The sequence below is a fragment of the Joostella sp. CR20 genome (genome assembly GCF_038433465.1).
Lineage (GTDB): Bacteria > Bacteroidota > Bacteroidia > Flavobacteriales > Flavobacteriaceae > Galbibacter.
The window spans coordinates 78,584-96,702 of sequence record NZ_JAESVF010000002.1; the positions used below are offsets into that span (position 1 = coordinate 78,584).

The following is an 18,119-nucleotide window of genomic DNA, read 5'->3' on the forward strand; positions in this document are numbered from 1 at the left end:
TCTTAAGTCGAACAAAAATAGCAATTTTATAGCGAGGCGTTTTTAAAACTTTTAATAATATTTTTTACCGTTTTTCTGTTGTATACCGCAGGAAATAATAATTCCATCGTATCGCGTTCTTCGTAATTATGCTTTAAGGCATTTTTTAAATGATAAGTTCCTTTGAGCGCATCCGAAGATAAATAATACATCCCTGCCAAACGATATTCTAAGTCGGCATGCTCTGGATAAAACTCCAATGCTTGTAAAAGGGTGTGTATTGCACTGTCGTATTCGCCGAGTTTTAATAAAATATCCGACCACGAAATCCAAGTTTGCAGTTCGTAATTACCCAATTCTACCGCTTTTTGATATGCAATATCGGCTTCTTCATAAAAATGAAGTAACTCGTTTATTTTAGCACTTCGCTTCCAATACAACACATTTTCGCTGTCAATATTGATAGCTTTATTGATGTAGTAAAGTGCCTTTTGGTAATTTTCTTGTTTAAAGTAAAAATCGGTTATAGCCAACCAACCTTTGTCTAAAAGCGGGTCTTCGTGTACTGTTCTGTAAAAATATTTTTTAGCCAGTTCGGTATTTCCTAATCTGTCGTGGCATTTTCCAATTCTTAAATACGCATACGAAGTAGGGTCATCTAAACTTAAAGTAATCTCATAGTTTTCGATGGCCTCATTATAACGTTTTAAACGTTCTAAAACACGTCCCTTTTCAAGGTAAGCACCTATAAAAGTATCGTCGGAATAGATTGCGAAATCAAAACTTGAAAGTGCTTCTTTGTACATTTTTTTACTGACGAATTGTTTCCCTAGCTGATGCCAAGCAACTTCGCAATACGGATTTTGGTCTAAGTACGAATTTAAAAAAGTGATTGCACCATCAAAATCCTCTAAGAAATCAAAGCAATAAATTACATTATAAAGCGCTGCGTAGTCTTCATAATCTTCATTTAAGCAATTGATGAAAGCATCTTTCGCCGATTCGTAATCGTCTAAAAAGAGGTATTCCATCCCGAGAAGCGAATAAATATCAGAATTATCATCTGTCATAGATAACGCTTCTACTAACAATTCAATCGCTTTTTGATGATTGTCTTGTTTGGAATAAATATTAGCTTTTTGAATAAGAATTTCTTCATTTGAAGATTCTATCGCTTCTAATTCATCTAAAATAACTTCAGCAACATCAAAACGGTTTTCAAATACTAAAATCTCAACTTGTAAGAGTTTTAGTTCTGAAGAAGTAGGATGTTGTTGCAAGCCAATTTGAATGGCTTTTTTTGCTAAAGCTACTTTTCCTGAATCGAGATAATGATGTGTTATCTCTTGGAAGTCTTCTGAATCAAAGAAATAAACATCATTTGTTTTTAGCATTGATTCAAATTTTGCTAACGGTGGGTTATGGTCTTCGTGAGCACTAAATGGCATAAGCGATGCGTTTTTAGATTTCTACGTTAATAAATTTAGGGCTTGAAGCGATATGATTGAATCAAAAACCTTATTGTTATTAACAAATTAGTTAACATTTTGGTTATTCCACTCATCTAGCAGTGCTAAAATAGTGTTGCAACCTTCATCTATTTCTTCATTCGAAATGGTTAAAGGAGGTGTTATTCTTAGGGCTCTTGTTTCAAATAAAAGCCAAAATAATATAAGTCCTTTTTTCATTCCTTTTAAGATTACATAATTGGCGATAGCCTCGTTTTCGAGAATTACGGCCAACATTAATCCTTTTCCTCTTACTTCTTTAATCAAAGGGTGTACCAATTTTTTTCTGAAGAGTTTTTCTTTGGTAAGTGTGTCATTAATTATTGAAGTTGTTGTTAACTCTTTGAGAGTTGCCAATGCTGCTGCGGCGATTACTGGATGCCCTCCAAAAGTAGTGATGTGTCCCATTTTTGGAGCTTCTTTTAACAGTGCCATCGTGTCATACGAAGCAGTAAAGGCTCCAATAGGCATTCCACCTGCCATTCCTTTTCCCATAACTAGAATGTCGGGAACAACGTTGTAGTTCATAAATCCAAAAAGTTTACCAGTACGTCCAAAACCAGGTTGTATTTCATCGAGAATGAGCAATGCTCCAACAGCTTCGCAACGTTGTTTAACTTTTTGTAAGTAGTTGTTTTGTGGTTCTATAAATCCTGCGCCACCCTGAATGGTTTCTAAAATTACACCAGCAGTTGTGGTAGTGATTTTTTGTAAATCTTCTTCGTTATTAAAATTTATAAAGTTTACTCCAGGAAGAAGTGGGCGGTATGCTTGTTTGCGCTCTTCGTATCCCATTAAGCTCATGGAACCTTGAGTGTTACCGTGATAGGCTTTTTTCGCGGCAATTATTTCACCTCTTCCAGTTGCTCTTTTAGCCAATTTCATGGCGCCTTCAATTGCTTCTGTACCCGAATTAACAAGATATGTTGAAGAAAGCGAAGCAGGTAAATGTGCTGCTAGTAACTTTGCTAAGTCGACAGCAGGTTTTTGGATGTATTCTCCATACACCATAACATGCATATAAGAAGCTGCTTGTTCTTGTACGGCTTCAATAACTTTTGGATGACTATGCCCTAATGTGTTTGCCGAAACTCCAGCAACAAAGTCTAAATACTTTTTACCAGAAACATCAAAAATATACGAGCCTTTTGCGTGCGAAACTTCCACACACAATGGAGAAGGACCTGTTTGTGCTTGATATGTTAGAAAATCTTGTTTCATTAGGAAGCAGTTTCTTTTTTAGGTTTCGTAGTTGGTGCCTTTTTAGGTAAAGTTGCTTTCTTATTGATGTTTTTGGCTGGCTGTTTTGGTGTTTTCTTCGGAGTTTCCTTTTCTTTTGGAGTCTCAGAAGGTGTTGCTTCCTCGGAAGATAAATTCGGATTGTCGATGTCAATCGGGTTGTTAACTCCTTTGATAATTGGGAGTTTTATGTTTTTATCGGCTTCACTAAATAAGTCGTCTACACTTAAAATTATTTCATCGCCACGCCAATAAAAACCTCTAAATTTTCTTCCGTTTACAGGAAGTTCACTATCTGGGAAAATATTTCCTTCCACATCGATAAATGAAGTAGTATTGTCTATTTCATTATCAACCATTACCATTTGTATCAATCCGCAGAGACGCTTGTCAATTCCTACAAATTCATCGTCGTCGTCCCATAAATAATAAATGAGTTCGGCATTTTTAACAATGTCGACTATTTTTAATTCATTTTCTTCAAACAGTCCGTAGAGATATTTTCCTTTAATTTGGTTGTAACCTTGTTTTAAAGAGTCTTTAAATTTTACGCCACTTAGCGAATCTTTTTGAATGATAAAAGCATTATCCCAAACTTTTAGCGAATCGAGTTTTTCGGTCTTCACATCAGAAATAATATGAATGCTATCTCCTGTCATCTGTGTTTGTCCGCTCCAAAGGACAGGTCTAAAAGCTGAAAGTTTATTTTCGGGAGTACCTGGTGGAATTTTAGTAATTAGCTGTGCAATACCTGTTTTTTCATCTGTGTGAATAGAATCGCATTTTCCGCTTAAATCGGTTTTAAAAAAGCGAGCATCTCGAAAAGCTCTAACGATGCGTTCGTTTTCTTTCCCGGTAATCATAAGTGTATCAGCGTGGATATACATCGAGTCTTTTTGCACCAAACTAATTGCCAAGGCTTTTTTGGTTACTAAAACCGAGTCTTTGGCTTTGTAAATTTCGGCATAGTGCCCACGTAAAACACCATCGTTTACGGTATCGATAACTTTAATGTTGTTGGTTGCCGAGGCAAACTCTTTCAACTTGTCAAAATATAGGCTGTCTCCGTAGATAATTCGGTCGCTATAATCAATTCGAGTGTTTTTTAATCCGTATCCAGTTTCGGCAGTAGTGTTGTAAAATCCGCGTTCGCAGTACATTTTATAATCTTCACCCGTTACTGTTGAAGGCCCGTACATATAGGCGTTCTTGGTGTTGGTGTAGTAGTCCATTCGAGCAGAATTGATGATGTAATCTGGATTGGTAATTTTTACATCGCTTTTAAATTCGTACTTGTCAATTTCTAAATAATAGCGTCCTTTATTACTGGTTAGTACATTGGCGCTGTCCTTCACTGTACCAAAGTTATCGTAAAAGGCTTCTTGTGTATTTCGGTCAAACTCTAATTCTTCCGTAGTAAGTGTCATGGTATTGTTTCGTAAAACAACTTTTTCTTTTGCCAAAGCAATGCGAGTTGTTCCGTCGTACTCTACGTACTCACTATTCATTTTTATAGAATCTCCCTGCTGAAAAAACACATTTCCGTAGGCTTGTATTTTATTTTCCTGCTGATAATACACAGCCAAATCACACCATAAATCGATACCTTGGTGTTCAAACTGTACTTGTTGATTGTCTTTGCTGAAGATGGAAGCGCCTGGATATTTTACTTCATCTTTATTAAAATCGCCACCATGAACAATTGTAATTTCTTTGTTTTCTTGTGCGGAAGCAAAAGTTGCAATGCAAATAAGTAGGAGGGATATGTATGTGTGTATTCGATTCAACCGATTAAATTTTGATTCAAAAATAAAGTTTTTTCAGATAGTTGTGCATATGTTGTGAAGAATTTATAAGATACAGTATCCGAAAGCTAATTTGATAGATGCTAATAACAGTTTATAAAATGAATAAGGTCTAAACAAATTGAGTTTCGTTTAGACCTTATTGTAATAGTATAGTACAGTATTTTATCTGCTGATTGTTTGTGTTCTGTCTGGTCCAACAGAAACTATTTTAATCGGCACATTTAATTCTTTTTCTAAGAAATCGATATAATCGTTTAATTCCTTCGGAAAATCTTCTGTTGAAGTTAACTTGGTAAGGTCTTTATCCCACCCTTTCATTTCAGTATAAATAGGCGTAACATTTTCAGCCTCGATATTATAAGGTAAATGTTCGATGGTTTCTCCTTTGTATGTATAAGCAGTACAAACTTTTAATTTTTTAAATCCACTTAAAACATCTGCTTTCATCATCATTAATTGAGTTACTCCATTTACTTGTACAGCATATTTTAAAGCAACTAAATCTAACCAACCACATCTTCTCGGTCTTCCGGTTACGGCACCAAATTCATTTCCAATTCTAGCCATATTCTCTCCGTCTTCATCAAAAAGTTCGGTAGGGAATGGGCCACTACCAACACGAGTTGTATAAGCTTTGAAAATACCAAAAACTTCACCAATTCTATTTGGCGCTACTCCCAAACCAGTACAAGCACCAGCAGCAGTAGTGTTGGAAGAGGTTACAAAAGGATATGTACCAAAGTCGATATCTAAAAGCGAACCTTGAGCACCTTCAGCTAAAATAGTTTTATTCTCTTTAAGCGACTTGTTTAAAAACTCTTCGCTATCAATGAATTTTAATTTTTTCAGCTCGGTGATAGCTTCAAAAAATTCAGTTTCTAACTCTTCTAAATCGTATTGAATATCTACATTGTAGAAACTTATCATAGCTTCATGCTTATCAGCTAAAGCTCTGTATCTTTCTTCGAAATCACTCAACTCGATATCTCCAACTCTCAAACCGTTTCTTCCTGTTTTGTCCATATACGTTGGACCGATACCTTTTAAAGTAGAACCAATTTTTGCTTTTCCTTTAGAAGCTTCGGAAGCTGCATCTAGTAACCTATGCGTTGGTAGGATGAGGTGTGCTTTTCTAGATAGTATAAGTTTTTTTACGTAGTCAATTTTAAATTGGTCTAAACCTTCTAGTTCTTTAACGAAAACTACAGGGTCGATAACCACACCATTTCCAATAACATTTATAGAGTTTTTATGAAAAATACCCGATGGAATGGTTCTTAAAACATGTTTTATGCCGTCAAATTCTAAAGTATGACCAGCGTTTGGGCCTCCTTGGAAACGAGCAATAATATCATAATTTTTGGTGAGTACGTCAACGATTTTACCTTTTCCTTCGTCTCCCCATTGTAATCCTAGTAGTAAGTCTACTGCCATTTTCTGTAAATAAAATTATTAGCTTTTTTCATTTTTTGTACCATAGAAGTACAGCGAATGATTTTGTATTTTTATATCGAAAACCTCTTCGATAGTTTTTTTGATATTCTGAATGCGCGGGTCGCAAAACTCCATAACCTCTCCAGTATCTGTTAAGATAACATGGTCGTGTTGTTTGTCGAAATACGATTTTTCATAATGCGCTTGATTTTGCCCAAACTGATGCTTACGTACCAAACCAGATTCTAATAAAAGCTCAATGGTGTTGTATAGGGTTGCGCGACTTACACGATAGTTTTTGTTTTTCATTTTGATATATAAAGACTCAATATCAAAATGTTCATTACTATCATAAATTTCTTGTAGTATAGCATATCGTTCAGGAGTTTTCCTGTGTTTGTGTTCTTCCAAAAATTTGGTAAACACATTTTTAACGATTTCTTGATTTTTTTCGTTCGCCATAATCAAATCTACGAATTAGGATACAAATGTAAGGTTTAATGACGAAATATACATCAGAAAATAAAAAGTAGTAAGAAAAGGTTTTTAACAGTTAAAAACAGTAGTGCGGGTATTGCTACTTTAAATGCGTTTTACTTTATCGATTCCGTTGATTTTCTTTAAATTTTCTAACAATTTTTTCAGAATGGTTTTATTTTTAACTTCCACAGTAATCTTTCCAGAAAATACACCGCCTTCGGTTTCGAAGTTGATGTTTTTCATATTTACGTGCATGTTGTTAGAAATAACTTTTGTTACGTTGCTTACCAATCCGAGATTGTCAATTCCGTCGAGTTTAATAATGGCAGTAAACTCTTGTTGTGTAGAGTCTATCCACTTGGCAGGGATTATTCGATACGCATAGTTTGATTGTAATGTAATTGCGTTCGGACAATCTTTTTTGTGCACTTTGATTCCGTCGTTTACCGTAATAAAACCAAAAACATCATCTCCTGGAATAGGGTTGCAACAGTTTGTAAACTTGTAGTCGAGTTTTTCTTCTTCCTTTCCAAAAACAAGTTGGTCGTAATTGGTTGTAATTTCTTCTTTGTTTACTTCTTCTGGCGTTGCAGGTTTTCGTATTTTATTTTTGAAGAAATTTATAAACGTATTGCTCCTAGAGTTTGCAAACTCTTTGAGCATTTGGTTGTCTATGGTGCTAATTCCAACGCGGTAAAATAAGTCTAAACTTGTTTTAAGTTTAAAGTATACCACAAGGTCGTTTACTACGCTTTCGTTGAGCGTAATTTTTAATTGCTTTAATTTTCGGCGAAGTATTTCTTTTCCTTCTTCGGCAATTTCTTTTTTCTCGTCTTTTAACGACGATTTAATTTTTGCTCTTGCGCGAGCAGTAGTAGCATAATCGAGCCAGTTGGAGTTTGGTTTAGAGCTTTCCGAAGTAATAATTTCTACTTGGTCGCCACTTTTTAAAACTCTACTCAGTGGAACTAATTTTCCGTTTACTTTCGCTCCACGAGTTTTGAGTCCAACTTCGGTATGAATACTGAATGCAAAATCGAGTGGCGTAGCACCTTTAGGCAACGATTTAAGTTCTCCTTTTGGGGTGAATACAAATATCTCTCGGGAGTATAAATTTAGTTTAAATTCTTCTACAAAATCTACGGCATTTCCTTCGGCATTTTCTAAGGCTTCTTGTAATCTGTTCAGCCAAATTTCTATTCCTTGTTCTTTTTGGTCGCCGTGTTTGTATTTAAAGTGAGCTGCGTATCCTTTCTCGGCAATTTCGTGCATACGCTCACTGCGTATTTGTACTTCTACCCAGCGTCCTTTTGGGCCAATTACGGTAATGTGTAAAGCTTCGTATCCTGTTGTTTTAGGTGAAGAAATCCAGTCGCGTAATCGTGTTGGGTTGGGGCGGAAGTGATCGGTTACGATAGAATATATTTTCCAGGCTAAAAACTTTTCGTTTTCTCGGTCACTTTTATAAATTATTCTGATGGCAAACTTATCGTAAACTTCGTCAAAGCTTACATTTTGCGCTTTCATTTTTCTTCGGATAGAAAAAATAGATTTCGGACGTCCTTTGATGGAGTAGTTCAATCCTTCAATATCCAAACTCTCTTTTATAACATTGCTAAACGATTCGATATAGGCTTCTTGGTCTTCTTTGGTTTCTTCCATTTTGCCAAGAATATCGTTGTACACTTCGGGTTCTGTATATTTCAACCCAAGGTCTTCGAGCTCTGTTTTTATATTGTAAAGTCCAATTCTATGTGCTAGTGGCGCATAAATATAGAGTGTTTCCGAAGCAATTTTTACCTGTTTATGCGGTGCCATGGAGTCCATGGTTTGCATATTATGAAGTCGGTCGGCAATTTTTATAAGAATTACCCGAACGTCATCATTCAAGGTAAGTAGCATTTTTCGGAAGTTTTCGGCTTGCAACGAAATGTCTTGCTCCGACGTCATTTGAGAAATTTTTGTAAGCCCATCAACAATACGAGCTACAGTTTCCCCAAAAAGACGCTCCATGTCTTCTAAAGTATATGAGGTGTCTTCAACAACATCGTGCAACAACGCTGCCGCAATGGCAGTAGCGTCCAACCCAATTTGCTGTGCTACAATTTTGGCAACTGCAATGGGGTGGAAAATGTAGGCTTCACCGCTTTTTCTGCGTTGGTCTTTGTGCGCATCTACAGCAGTATCAAACGCCAGTCGGATGAGTTTTTTGTCTTCATCTGTTAAGGTTTGATAACTTATACGCAACAACTCTTTGTATTGCCTAGCAATTCGTTTGTTTTCCTTTTCTATTTCTAACACCGTCATAGAATAAAAATAACATAAAGTTTAGTAATTACCAACAAAATCTGTGCCTTTGCTATTTATTTCCGATAAATATTTTCTACTGAAAAAATAGCAGTTATTAAGTGTTTTTTCAGCTTGTTAAGATGTCAAGTTTTTAAAACGCTGAAGCATAGTAGGATGCGAATAATGTGCAAATACATATGCAGGATGTGGGGTGAGATTACTCAAACTATTTTTTGATAATTTTTTTAATGCTGAAATAAGCGGGGCGCTGGCATAGGTTTCTTTTGCATAATCATCCGCTTGATATTCAAATTTTCGCGAAAAATAATTCATGATTAACCCTGTGATTTCCGAAATCGGACTGTATAAAATTCCGAAGGCAATTAATCCTGCATGAAAACTTGGTTGTTGTACTCCGATGGCGAGCGACAACGCAGGCACATTTACAAATAACGAAAGGATGTACAGTGTGAGTCCTGTTAAAAGTATCGATACAAAAAGGTTGAAAATAATGTGTTTGCGTTTGTAATGACCAACTTCGTGGGCCAATACGGCAACAATTTCTTCTTCTTCCAAATCGTTAATTAGGGTGTCAAAAAGTGTTATTCTCTTTTGTTTTCCGAAGCCAGAGAAATAAGCATTTGCTTTGGTGGAACGCTTAGAGCCGTCAATTACAAAAATATTGTCGAGTTGAAAACCAACTTTAGAAGCGTAGCTTTCAATTTTAGTTTTTAGAGAACCATCTTCTAAAGGGGTTTGTTTGTTAAAAAGCGGAACGATAAGTTTGCTGTAAAACATGTTCATGAAAATGCTAAATACAGCAATAATTGCCCATGCATATACCCAAAATTGGGCGCCAGCAATTTGATAAAACCAAATAATAAGTGCTAAAATTCCACCACCTAAAATTAGCATCATAAGCCAACCTTTTAATTTATCGACAAAGAATGTTTTTTTACTGGTTTTGTTGAATCCAAATTTTTCTTCGATTACAAAAGTGTGGTAATATGAAAATGGAGTGGTGAGAATATCACTTGCAAAAGTTATAATTCCGAAGAAAAGAAGTGCTACAACAATTTCGTTTTGACTGATACTTCTTGCGAAGTTATCGACATATTCAAAACCATCGAAAAAGAAAAAAGCTAGCGTTAATAGCAAAGAAAACAAACTGCTGATGTTTGAGAATTTGTAGTTTGCCTTTTTGTAAGCCTGTGATTTTTTATATTCCGTTTCGTCATAAACATCAGAAAGTGGTGTTGGAATTGGACTGTCAAACTTTTTGGTATTGAGTGTGTCTAGGATTTTATCAACTATAAAATCGACAATCAAAATAGTTATAATGATGTAAAATAAGGTCTGCGGATTCATTTCAGAAAGTGCTACTAAAAATTAAAAATTACGCTGTCTTTTAGCTTCAAAAATAACAATGGCTGCGGCCACCGATACATTCATCGAATCGATTTCACCTTGCATCGGGATAATGATATTTTGGGTAGAAGCTTCGAGCCATTCATCACTTAAGCCTGTTGCTTCTGTCCCAACCACAATAGCTGCGGGTTCGTTAAAGTTTACCGTATCGTAACGCACCGAAGCGGTAAGCGCAGCACAATGAATGGAGATATTTTTTTCTTTTAAAAAATTGATGATTTCGGTGGTACTGCCTTGCGCTACCGTATTTGTAAAAACGCAACCAACGCTAGAGCGTAGAATATTTGGGTTGTACAAATCGGTTTTAGGGTTGGCAATAATTACAGCATCCAAATTTGCTGCATCGGCGGTACGTAGTAAAGCACCGATGTTTCCTGGTTTTTCGGGAGCTTCGGCAACCAAAATTAACGGGTTTTTACTTTTAAAATTAAGTTTTGCCAAGCTGTGCTCTTTTGCTTTCGCTATGGCAAGTATGCCTTCGGTAGTTTGTCGGTATGCTAGTTTTTGATAAACGTCTTTTGACACCCTAATCAACTCAGTTTTTGGGTGTTCTTGAAGCAATAATTTTACGTTTACTTCCGAGATGATTTCGTCGTAAAAAAGTACGGTTTGTAATTGGTAGTTTCCTTTTAGAGCGAGTTCGATTTCTCGTAATCCTTCAACAATAAATACACCAGATTTTTTGCGCTCTTTCGATTTATCTTTCAAGTGCAAAATCTGTTTTACTAAACTGTTTTGTGTGCTTGTTATTTCTTTCAACAGAATTTTTTTTCAAAAATACTTTAAATCTGTGGTTTACCAAGTTGATAAGGAAGCATTTTAATGATCCCTTCAGAAAATTTAATTCTTTCAATATGAATCTGTTAACCAAAGGAATAGTTTTTTTTCAAATTATCAATATGTATTTCGAATGTTGAGAATATCATTTTTATACAGTTAATTAATGTTAAATACACATAAAATGATAGTTTTACTATTAACTTTGACCGCTTTAATATTAATAAAAAAATGAGGCTATGAAATTGCCTGGAAATTTGAGGTTTACAATCAATGAAAAGCTGTATTTAAAAGATCCAGAGTCGTCTGTATTGGGGAGAAAAATTCTAAAACATGGAATTTTACTGATAGACGAGATAGGTTTTGAGGCTTTTACGTTTAAGAAATTAGGCGATTGTATTGCTTCTAACGAGAGTTCTATTTACCGATATTTTGAAAACAAACACAAGTTTTTGTTGTACCTGTCGTCGTGGTATTGGTCGTGGGTAGAGTACAGAATGTTGTTTGCTATTCAAAATATAGACGAGCCTTTACAAAAGCTTCACAAAGTTGTTTATGAGGTTACTTGCGAGATTAAAGATGATGTAAATACAGAATATATTGATGAGGCTGTACTGAACAGAATTATTATTTCTGAATATTCAAAAGCATTTATGTCGAAAGAAATAGATAAAGAAAATAAAGATGGTTTTTTTATAGTGTACAAAAACGTAATCAGTTTGTTGGCCGATATTATTGCCGAAGTAAAACCCGATTATTTATACAGCAAGGCGTTGGCTTCGAGCGTTGTGGTTGGGGCTTTAAATCAGCATTTTATAAAGCAACATTTTAAATCGATTACCGAGTTTACAGAACCAAATAAAGATGTTCCAACATTTTACATCCAAACACTTGATAAGATATTGTTATGACGCCATTTCAACGATTTAGAGGATTATTAAAAGTAGATAAAAAAGATATTTATCAAATTATCTTGTATTCTATTTTGGCAGGAGTTATCAGTTTGTCGCTCCCGCTCGGAATCCAGTCTATTGTTAATTTTTTACAAGCTGGAAAAGTAAGTACTTCATGGGTAGTGCTTGTTATTATTGTGGTAATTGGTGTTGCTATGGTAGGAGTTTTCAAAATTATGCAATATCGAATTACAGAGAATCTTCAGCAGAAAATATTTGTACGTTCGTCTTTTGAGTTTGCATTCCGATTTCCGAAAATGAAATTCAGTAAGCTATATCCATATTTACCAGAAGAATTAGCAAACCGTTTTTTCGATACCATCAACGTACAAAAAGGGGTTTCTAAGCTTTTACTCGAAATGAGTGGTGCTGCTTTGCAGGTTTTCTTCGGAATAATTTTACTATCGCTTTACCATTCGTTTTTTATCTTCTTCGGATTGATGCTCATAGTGTTATTGTATTTTATTTTTAAACTGAATTTTAATCCTGGAGTTGATACGAGTTTAAAAGAATCTAATTATAAATACAAAGTGGCGCACTGGTTACAAGAAGTTGCACGTAACCATATGAGTTTTAAAAATAGAAGGGTTTTTAATTTTTCATTGGATAAAAACGACGAGTTAGTTGATGGTTATTTAACGCACCGTGAAAGTCACTTTTCAATTTTAAGAAGACAATTTATCCAGTTAACAGGATTTAAAGTGTTAATGACTGCCGGACTTTTAATCATTGGGGGGATTTTAGTACTCAATCAACAAATGAATATCGGGCAGTTTGTAGCGGCAGAAATTATCATTTTGAATATCACTAATGCGGTTGAAAAGTTATTCTCTGGAACCGAACTGTTTTACGATGTTTTGGCTTCCTTAGAAAAAATAGGGAAAGTAATGGATATCGAATTAGAGTCGGAAGAATTTGGGCAATACAAACTTGAAGATGCTCCAATTTCGATAGAAACCAAAGAACTTAGCTATAAGTTTCCAGACTCCGAGCAGTATGTGCTTAAAAATGTTTCGATGAAAGTCGACCCTAAAGACCGAATTTTAATTGAAGGTCCAAACGGTTCTGGGAAAACAACGCTTATTAGAGTGTTGAGTAGAATTGTAGAGCCTTCCGAAGGAATGGTGTATATAAACGGTACGAATTATAAAAAGTATTCTTTAGAAGATTATAGGTTTAACATAAGCTCCATCAGTGTAAATGACAATGTATTTGAAGGGACAATTCTGGAAAATATTACATGTAAAAATCCAGAAATTTCATTGGCTAGAATTTTAAAAGTTTTAGAAGAATTAAAACTGTCGGAATACATTAGGTCTTTACCAAATGGGTTGGATACGCAGGTACATTCTGGCGGAAAACAACTTTCTTCATCGATAGTCGAAAAGATATTGTTAGCGCGTTGCGTGCTTTCAGAACCACGAATTATCTTTTTGGAAGAACCTTTGGAAAATGTCGACAAGGCTTCTTCAACAGACATTATAGATTATATGACTGCGCCAGACAAAGACTGGACTTTAATAGTGATTTCTAAAAATTCGTATTGGAAATCAAAATGTAACAAGAGTTTCTATATGGTAAATGGAACCCTAAAAAGCTAAACGATGTTAAATATTTCGAATAATAGAATTCATAATTATATAGATACCAGACGATTTAAATCGATGGTAATCTTTGCAGATAACAAACACTACGTAATTATCCGAAAAGTAGTTTGGGGTGTGGCTATTGCAATGGTATTGATGTTGTTTTTGCCATGGACGCAAAATATAAAAGGAAGCGGTTTTGTAACCACGCTTAAACCCGGACAACGACCACAAGCGGTACACGCTATTATTGGCGGACGTATTGAAGCTTGGTATGTGCAAGAAGGAGATTTTGTGGAGAAAGGCGATACTATTTTACATATTTCTGAAACCAAATCGGAATATTTCGATCCAGATTTAGTTGAAAACACAGAAGTGCAGGTAAAGGCAAAAGAAAATGCAGTGGCATCTTATACTGCAAAAGTGGAAGCGCTTTCGCAACAAATTGAAGCTATCAAACGAGAGCGTCAATTAAAGTTGAAGCAAGCTGAAAACAAATTAAAGCAAAGTAAGTTAAAAGTTAAAAGTGATAGTATTGACTTAGAAGCGGTGAAAACACAGTTAAGTATTGCTGAAACTCAATATAACCGTGCCTTTAAGTTAAATGAGGAAGGCCTAAAACCAATGACGTATGTGGAGGAGAAAAAGGTAAAACTCCAAGAAATGCAGGCTAAAATTGTAACGCAAGAAAACAAATTGCTTACAAGTGAAAATGAACTTATAAATACCGAAATGGAACTTACCCGTTTGGTTGCTTCGTATGCCGAAAAGTTGGCAAAAGCTACCAGCGATAAACAAACAGCTTTAAGTACCCAGTTTGATACCGAGTCGCAGGTAAGTAAATTACGCTCGCAATACACAAGTTACAAAATCAGAAATGGTATGTATTACATTACAGCGCCACAATCTGGTTATGTTAACCGTGCCTTACAATCGGGACTTGGAGAAACAATTAAAGAAGGAGCGTCTGTGGTAAGTATTATGCCTGCATCTTTCGAAATTGCTGTAGAATCGTATGTTGAACCAATGGATTATCCTTTAATAAATACAGGTGAAAAAGTGCGTATTTGGTTTGATGGTTGGCCTACCATTGTTTTTAGCGGATGGCCTGGCGTTTCCTACGGAACTTTTGGAGGTGTTATTGTAGCCAAAGAAAACTTTATTAGTGCCAACGGGAAATACCGTGTTTTAATTGCGCCAGACCCAGAAGAAAAATCATGGCCAAATTTATTGAGTATCGGTGCGGGAGCACAAACCTTAGCACTTTTAGATACGGTACCAATTTGGTTTGAAATCTGGCGTACGCTAAACGGATTCCCACCAAATTTTTATACAACACAAAGTAGCAACGGCGATAAAAATGCAAATGCAGAAACCAAAAAATAAGTTGATTATGAAGGGGAATAACTTGCAACATATTTGGCTATTTTTCTTACTTGTGGTGTTTTTTGGAGTACAAAAAGGGAGCGCCCAAGAAACGGTTTTGGATAGTGAATTTACGTATGAAGAGTTTTTAGGAGTGGTTAAAAAATACCATCCGTTGGTGAAGCAAGCCGATTTAATTTTAACGACTTCCGAAGCAAAACTATTAAAAGCGCGTGGGTATTTTGACCCAAAACTTACAGCCGATTTTAATAAAAAACGCTATAAAGATACCGAGTACTATTCGCTTTTCAACGGAAGTTTTAAAATCCCTACTTGGTATGGAATCGAGCTGAAAGCCGCATTCGATAGCAATCAAGGGGATTATATAAATCCAGAAAATTATGTGCCAGAAGATGGTTTGGCAAGTTTTGGAATTTCAGTGCCGGTGGGGCAGGGTTTATGGATAAATAAACGAATGGCTGAGGTGAAAAAAGGAAAGCTTTATCAAGAGCTTGGAGATTACGAGCGTACACTTGCTGTAGTTGACGCTTTAACAGAAGCTTCGGCTGCTTATTTTGATTGGAAGCAACAATACGACAAAGCAAAACTTTATGAGCAATTTTATCAAAATGCTAAAGAGCGTCAGGATTGGATAGTAAAATCGATTGTTTTGGGTGAACTTTCTCCGATAGATAGCGTAGAGTCGGGTATTAATTTAAAAACTAGAAAACTAGAGTGGGAGCAAGCCAATTTAAAGCTTACCAAAAGCAGACTTACCTTGTCTAATTATTTATGGACTGAAGATGAGCTTCCGTTAGAATTATCAGAAGTGATGGAACCCGAAGAAACTTTGCATGATAATATTCTTTCTGTGCTGAATATCAATCCAGTTTCCGAAGAAATAGATTTTGAGAATCATCCGAAGTTAAAAGCTTTAAGTACTAAAATTGCAATGAAAGATGTAGATAGACGTTTAATGGCAAATAAATTGTTGCCAAAATTAAATGTGAATTACAACTACATTGCAACCCCCGATTATATTGATGAATACAATTGGGATGATTATAAAATTGGTGCATCGCTGTCTTTTCCTATTTTACTGAGGAAGGAACGCGCAGACGTGAAAATTGCCAAAGCAGAGTTGAGTAATGCCGAATATGGATTGAAATTTCAAACTCAAGAACTGCAAAATAAAGTGAAAGCTAAGTTTGCAGAGCTTTCATCCTATCAAACCCAAATTGGTATGAATGCCGATTTGGTAAACGATTATCAACAAATGCATGATGCTGAGGTAAGATTGTTTGAATTGGGCGAAAGTTCTATTTTTTACATCAATACGCGTGAGAATAAACTTGTAAAAGCAAAGGTTTCTCAAATAGAATTGGAAAACGAATATTTTTTAATTGCTGCTGAATTATACCGTACGCTCGCAATTTTATAGAAAATTAAGCATAAAAAAAGCTGCTTGAAAAATTAAACTTTTCAAGCAGCTTTTTTGTATTGTAGCGTAATTACTGTTGTTTGTATTTATCGCTATATCGGTGCCATAATTCAGTTTGATGTGTTTCTAAACTTATGTCTCTTCCTTGAATAAAAGCTTTGCTTATCACGTTAGTACGCATGTCTAACGCATCGCCTTCAGAAATAAATAAGGTAGCGTCTTTGCCAGTTGTAAGTGTGCCTGCGAAGGCATCAATTCCAGCAATTTTAGCAGCGTTTTCTGTAATTAGTTGTACCGCTTTTTCTTTGTCCAATCCATAAGCCGCAAAAGTACCAGCATAAAAAGGTAAGTTTCTCGTATTCATACGTTCCATATCTCCTGACGGGTCGATACCACAAAGCACTCCTTTTTCAGTTAAAATAGAAGCAAGCATAAAAGTGTGTTTTATGTTTTCGTCGTTGTTTGAAGGTAATCGGTGCGGACGTTGAATAACCACGGGGATATTTTTAGAGGCAAGCAAACTTGCAACTTCGTCGGCTTGGTCGCCACCAACAATCACCATTTTTTGAACTCCTATTTTCTCTCCAAAGTTGATAGCATCGGTAATTTCGCGAGCACCATCAACATGAATAAAAAGTTTTTTAGAACCGTCAAAAAGTCCTTCAGTTGCTTCAAAAGGAAGGTTTCTAGGCTTTTCATCTCCAGCAAAATACGCTTTAGCTTCTGTTAGAAAACTTGTTACTTCGTTTATTTCTTCTGAATATTCTGTATTTGGTTTTAAACCAGGTTCTTCACCTCTCCATGGGCGACCTCTTTTTAAACTGTTTGGCCAATTTAAATGAATGGCATCGTCTGTTTTAATAGCAGCATCTTCCCAATTCCAAGCATCAAACTGAACAACAGAAGAAGTTCCAGAAATTCTACCACCACGAGGCGTAATTTGCCCCATCAAAACTCCGTTTGGACGCATTGATTCTACAACCTTCGATTCGGCATTGTAGGCAATTAAACTTCGAATGTGAGGTAGGAGAGAGCCAACTTCGTCTTCATCGTCGGTAGCTCTAACAGCGTCAATTTCTACAAGTCCTAAGGTTGAATTTAAAACGATAAACCCAGGGTAAATGTGTTTTCCAGAGGCGTCTACTACCTTATTGTACTCAGATGCAGTTGCTTCGGAAGTATTTCCTACAAACGTAATCTTTCCGTCTTTAAAACCAACAGCGCTATTTTCGATAATACTTCCATTACCGATATGCGCAGTAGCGCCAGTTATTAATATACTTTCTTTTTGCTGAGGTGCAGGCGTTTGTTGTGCCATTACAACCGATGCAAAAAGTAAAAATGTAAGTTGTATGATGTGTTTCATTTTTAAGTTTTTTTGATGAGTATATCTCATGCTTGTCAATAAAAATATTTTTAACGATAGATGATTAATTGAAAATCTATTGTGTTTTTTGTTCTGTCTCCCCGAGCGGAGTCGAGGGGTTATGATTTTCTGAATTTGTTTTGTTTTTGCATCCAGAATACAATTTTAAATTGTTAAAATCATTTGAAGCTAAGGCAATTTTCTTTGCTCGACTCCATTTTTTTATTTTCTTTTCAAATGCTTCAGCTTGTTCAAACTGAATAAATGTTTGCTGAAAAATTAACGTTACAGGTCTTCTGCTGTACGTATATGAATTTTTGTTTAATCCTTCATGGTGTTCATTCATTCTCCTTTCAAGATTATTTGTTAATCCTGTATAGATAGAGTCGTCAGAACATTTCAGCATATAAACAAAATAATTTTTCATTCAAACTAGATTTTGTATTTGTCTCGACTCCGCTCGACA

Annotated in this window: 14 protein-coding genes; 4 read left to right on the forward strand and 10 right to left on the reverse strand. The window is 35.6% G+C overall.

Translation table 11 applies throughout. From position 1 onward, the window contains the following. Positions 1 to 26: 26 nt before the first annotated feature. The 8 genes from JMA43_RS04475 to JMA43_RS04510 form a co-directional block, all read right to left on the reverse strand. Entirely contained in the window at positions 27 to 1,427 is a 1,401-nt protein-coding gene (locus JMA43_RS04475) for a tetratricopeptide repeat protein (RefSeq protein WP_342155179.1), read from the reverse strand. 87 nt (positions 1,428 to 1,514) lie between these two features. Beyond that, positions 1,515 to 2,708 carry an aspartate aminotransferase family protein gene (locus JMA43_RS04480; RefSeq protein ID WP_342155180.1) on the reverse strand — a complete coding sequence of 398 codons (1,194 nt, stop codon included), beginning with the start codon at positions 2,706 to 2,708 and terminating at the stop codon, positions 1,515 to 1,517. Further along, positions 2,708 to 4,513, reverse strand: a complete 1,806-nt coding sequence (locus JMA43_RS04485) for an OstA-like protein (protein ID WP_342155181.1) — start codon at positions 4,511 to 4,513, stop codon at positions 2,708 to 2,710. Before JMA43_RS04485 ends, JMA43_RS04480 begins: the two co-directional genes overlap by 1 nt. A 183-nt stretch (positions 4,514 to 4,696) precedes the next feature. Beyond that, positions 4,697 to 5,968 carry an adenylosuccinate synthase gene (locus JMA43_RS04490; protein WP_342155182.1) on the reverse strand — a complete coding sequence of 424 codons (1,272 nt, stop codon included), beginning with the start codon at positions 5,966 to 5,968 and terminating at the stop codon, positions 4,697 to 4,699. An 18-nt stretch (positions 5,969 to 5,986) separates the two neighbouring features. Next, positions 5,987 to 6,430 (reverse strand): Fur family transcriptional regulator, encoded by a 444-nt coding sequence (locus JMA43_RS04495; RefSeq protein ID WP_342155183.1) that lies wholly within the window; start codon positions 6,428 to 6,430, stop codon positions 5,987 to 5,989. Between the two features lie 120 nt (positions 6,431 to 6,550). Next, the gene (locus tag JMA43_RS04500; protein ID WP_342155184.1) at positions 6,551 to 8,755 is read right to left on the reverse strand and encodes a RelA/SpoT family protein; all 2,205 of its coding nucleotides are present in this window, start codon (positions 8,753 to 8,755) and stop codon (positions 6,551 to 6,553) included. A 117-nt stretch (positions 8,756 to 8,872) separates the two neighbouring features. Further along, the gene (locus JMA43_RS04505) at positions 8,873 to 10,105 is read right to left on the reverse strand and encodes a M48 family metallopeptidase (RefSeq protein ID WP_342155185.1); all 1,233 of its coding nucleotides are present in this window, start codon (positions 10,103 to 10,105) and stop codon (positions 8,873 to 8,875) included. A 21-nt stretch (positions 10,106 to 10,126) separates the two neighbouring features. Then, positions 10,127 to 10,924: a TrmH family RNA methyltransferase gene (locus JMA43_RS04510; RefSeq protein ID WP_446719397.1), complete on the reverse strand. Its 798-nt coding sequence runs from the start codon at positions 10,922 to 10,924 to the stop codon at positions 10,127 to 10,129. 257 nt (positions 10,925 to 11,181) lie between these two features. Between JMA43_RS04510 and JMA43_RS04515 the strand changes: the two genes are divergently transcribed. From JMA43_RS04515 to JMA43_RS04530, 4 genes are read left to right on the forward strand one after another with little or no spacing between them, the layout of a single operon-like run. Beyond that, positions 11,182 to 11,853, forward strand: coding sequence for a TetR/AcrR family transcriptional regulator (locus JMA43_RS04515; RefSeq protein WP_342155186.1), 672 nt, complete (start codon positions 11,182 to 11,184; stop codon positions 11,851 to 11,853). Then, complete coding sequence (locus JMA43_RS04520) at positions 11,850 to 13,496, forward strand: peptidase domain-containing ABC transporter (RefSeq protein ID WP_342155187.1); 1,647 nt, start codon at positions 11,850 to 11,852, stop codon at positions 13,494 to 13,496. Before JMA43_RS04515 ends, JMA43_RS04520 begins: the two co-directional genes overlap by 4 nt. Before the next feature lie 3 nt (positions 13,497 to 13,499). Then, positions 13,500 to 14,867, forward strand: a complete 1,368-nt coding sequence (locus tag JMA43_RS04525; RefSeq protein WP_342155188.1) for an HlyD family secretion protein — start codon at positions 13,500 to 13,502, stop codon at positions 14,865 to 14,867. Between the two features lie 7 nt (positions 14,868 to 14,874). Then, positions 14,875 to 16,287 (forward strand): TolC family protein, encoded by a 1,413-nt coding sequence (locus JMA43_RS04530; RefSeq protein WP_342155189.1) that lies wholly within the window; start codon positions 14,875 to 14,877, stop codon positions 16,285 to 16,287. Between the two features lie 70 nt (positions 16,288 to 16,357). On the opposite strand, the gene JMA43_RS04535 is transcribed toward JMA43_RS04530, so the two are convergent. Both JMA43_RS04535 and JMA43_RS04540 read right to left on the reverse strand, forming a co-directional pair. Then, entirely contained in the window at positions 16,358 to 17,653 is a 1,296-nt protein-coding gene (locus JMA43_RS04535; protein WP_342155190.1) for an amidohydrolase family protein, read from the reverse strand. A gap of 76 nt (positions 17,654 to 17,729) precedes the next feature. Then, positions 17,730 to 18,080: a GIY-YIG nuclease family protein gene (locus JMA43_RS04540; protein ID WP_342155191.1), complete on the reverse strand. Its 351-nt coding sequence runs from the start codon at positions 18,078 to 18,080 to the stop codon at positions 17,730 to 17,732. Positions 18,081 to 18,119 lie beyond the last annotated feature (39 nt).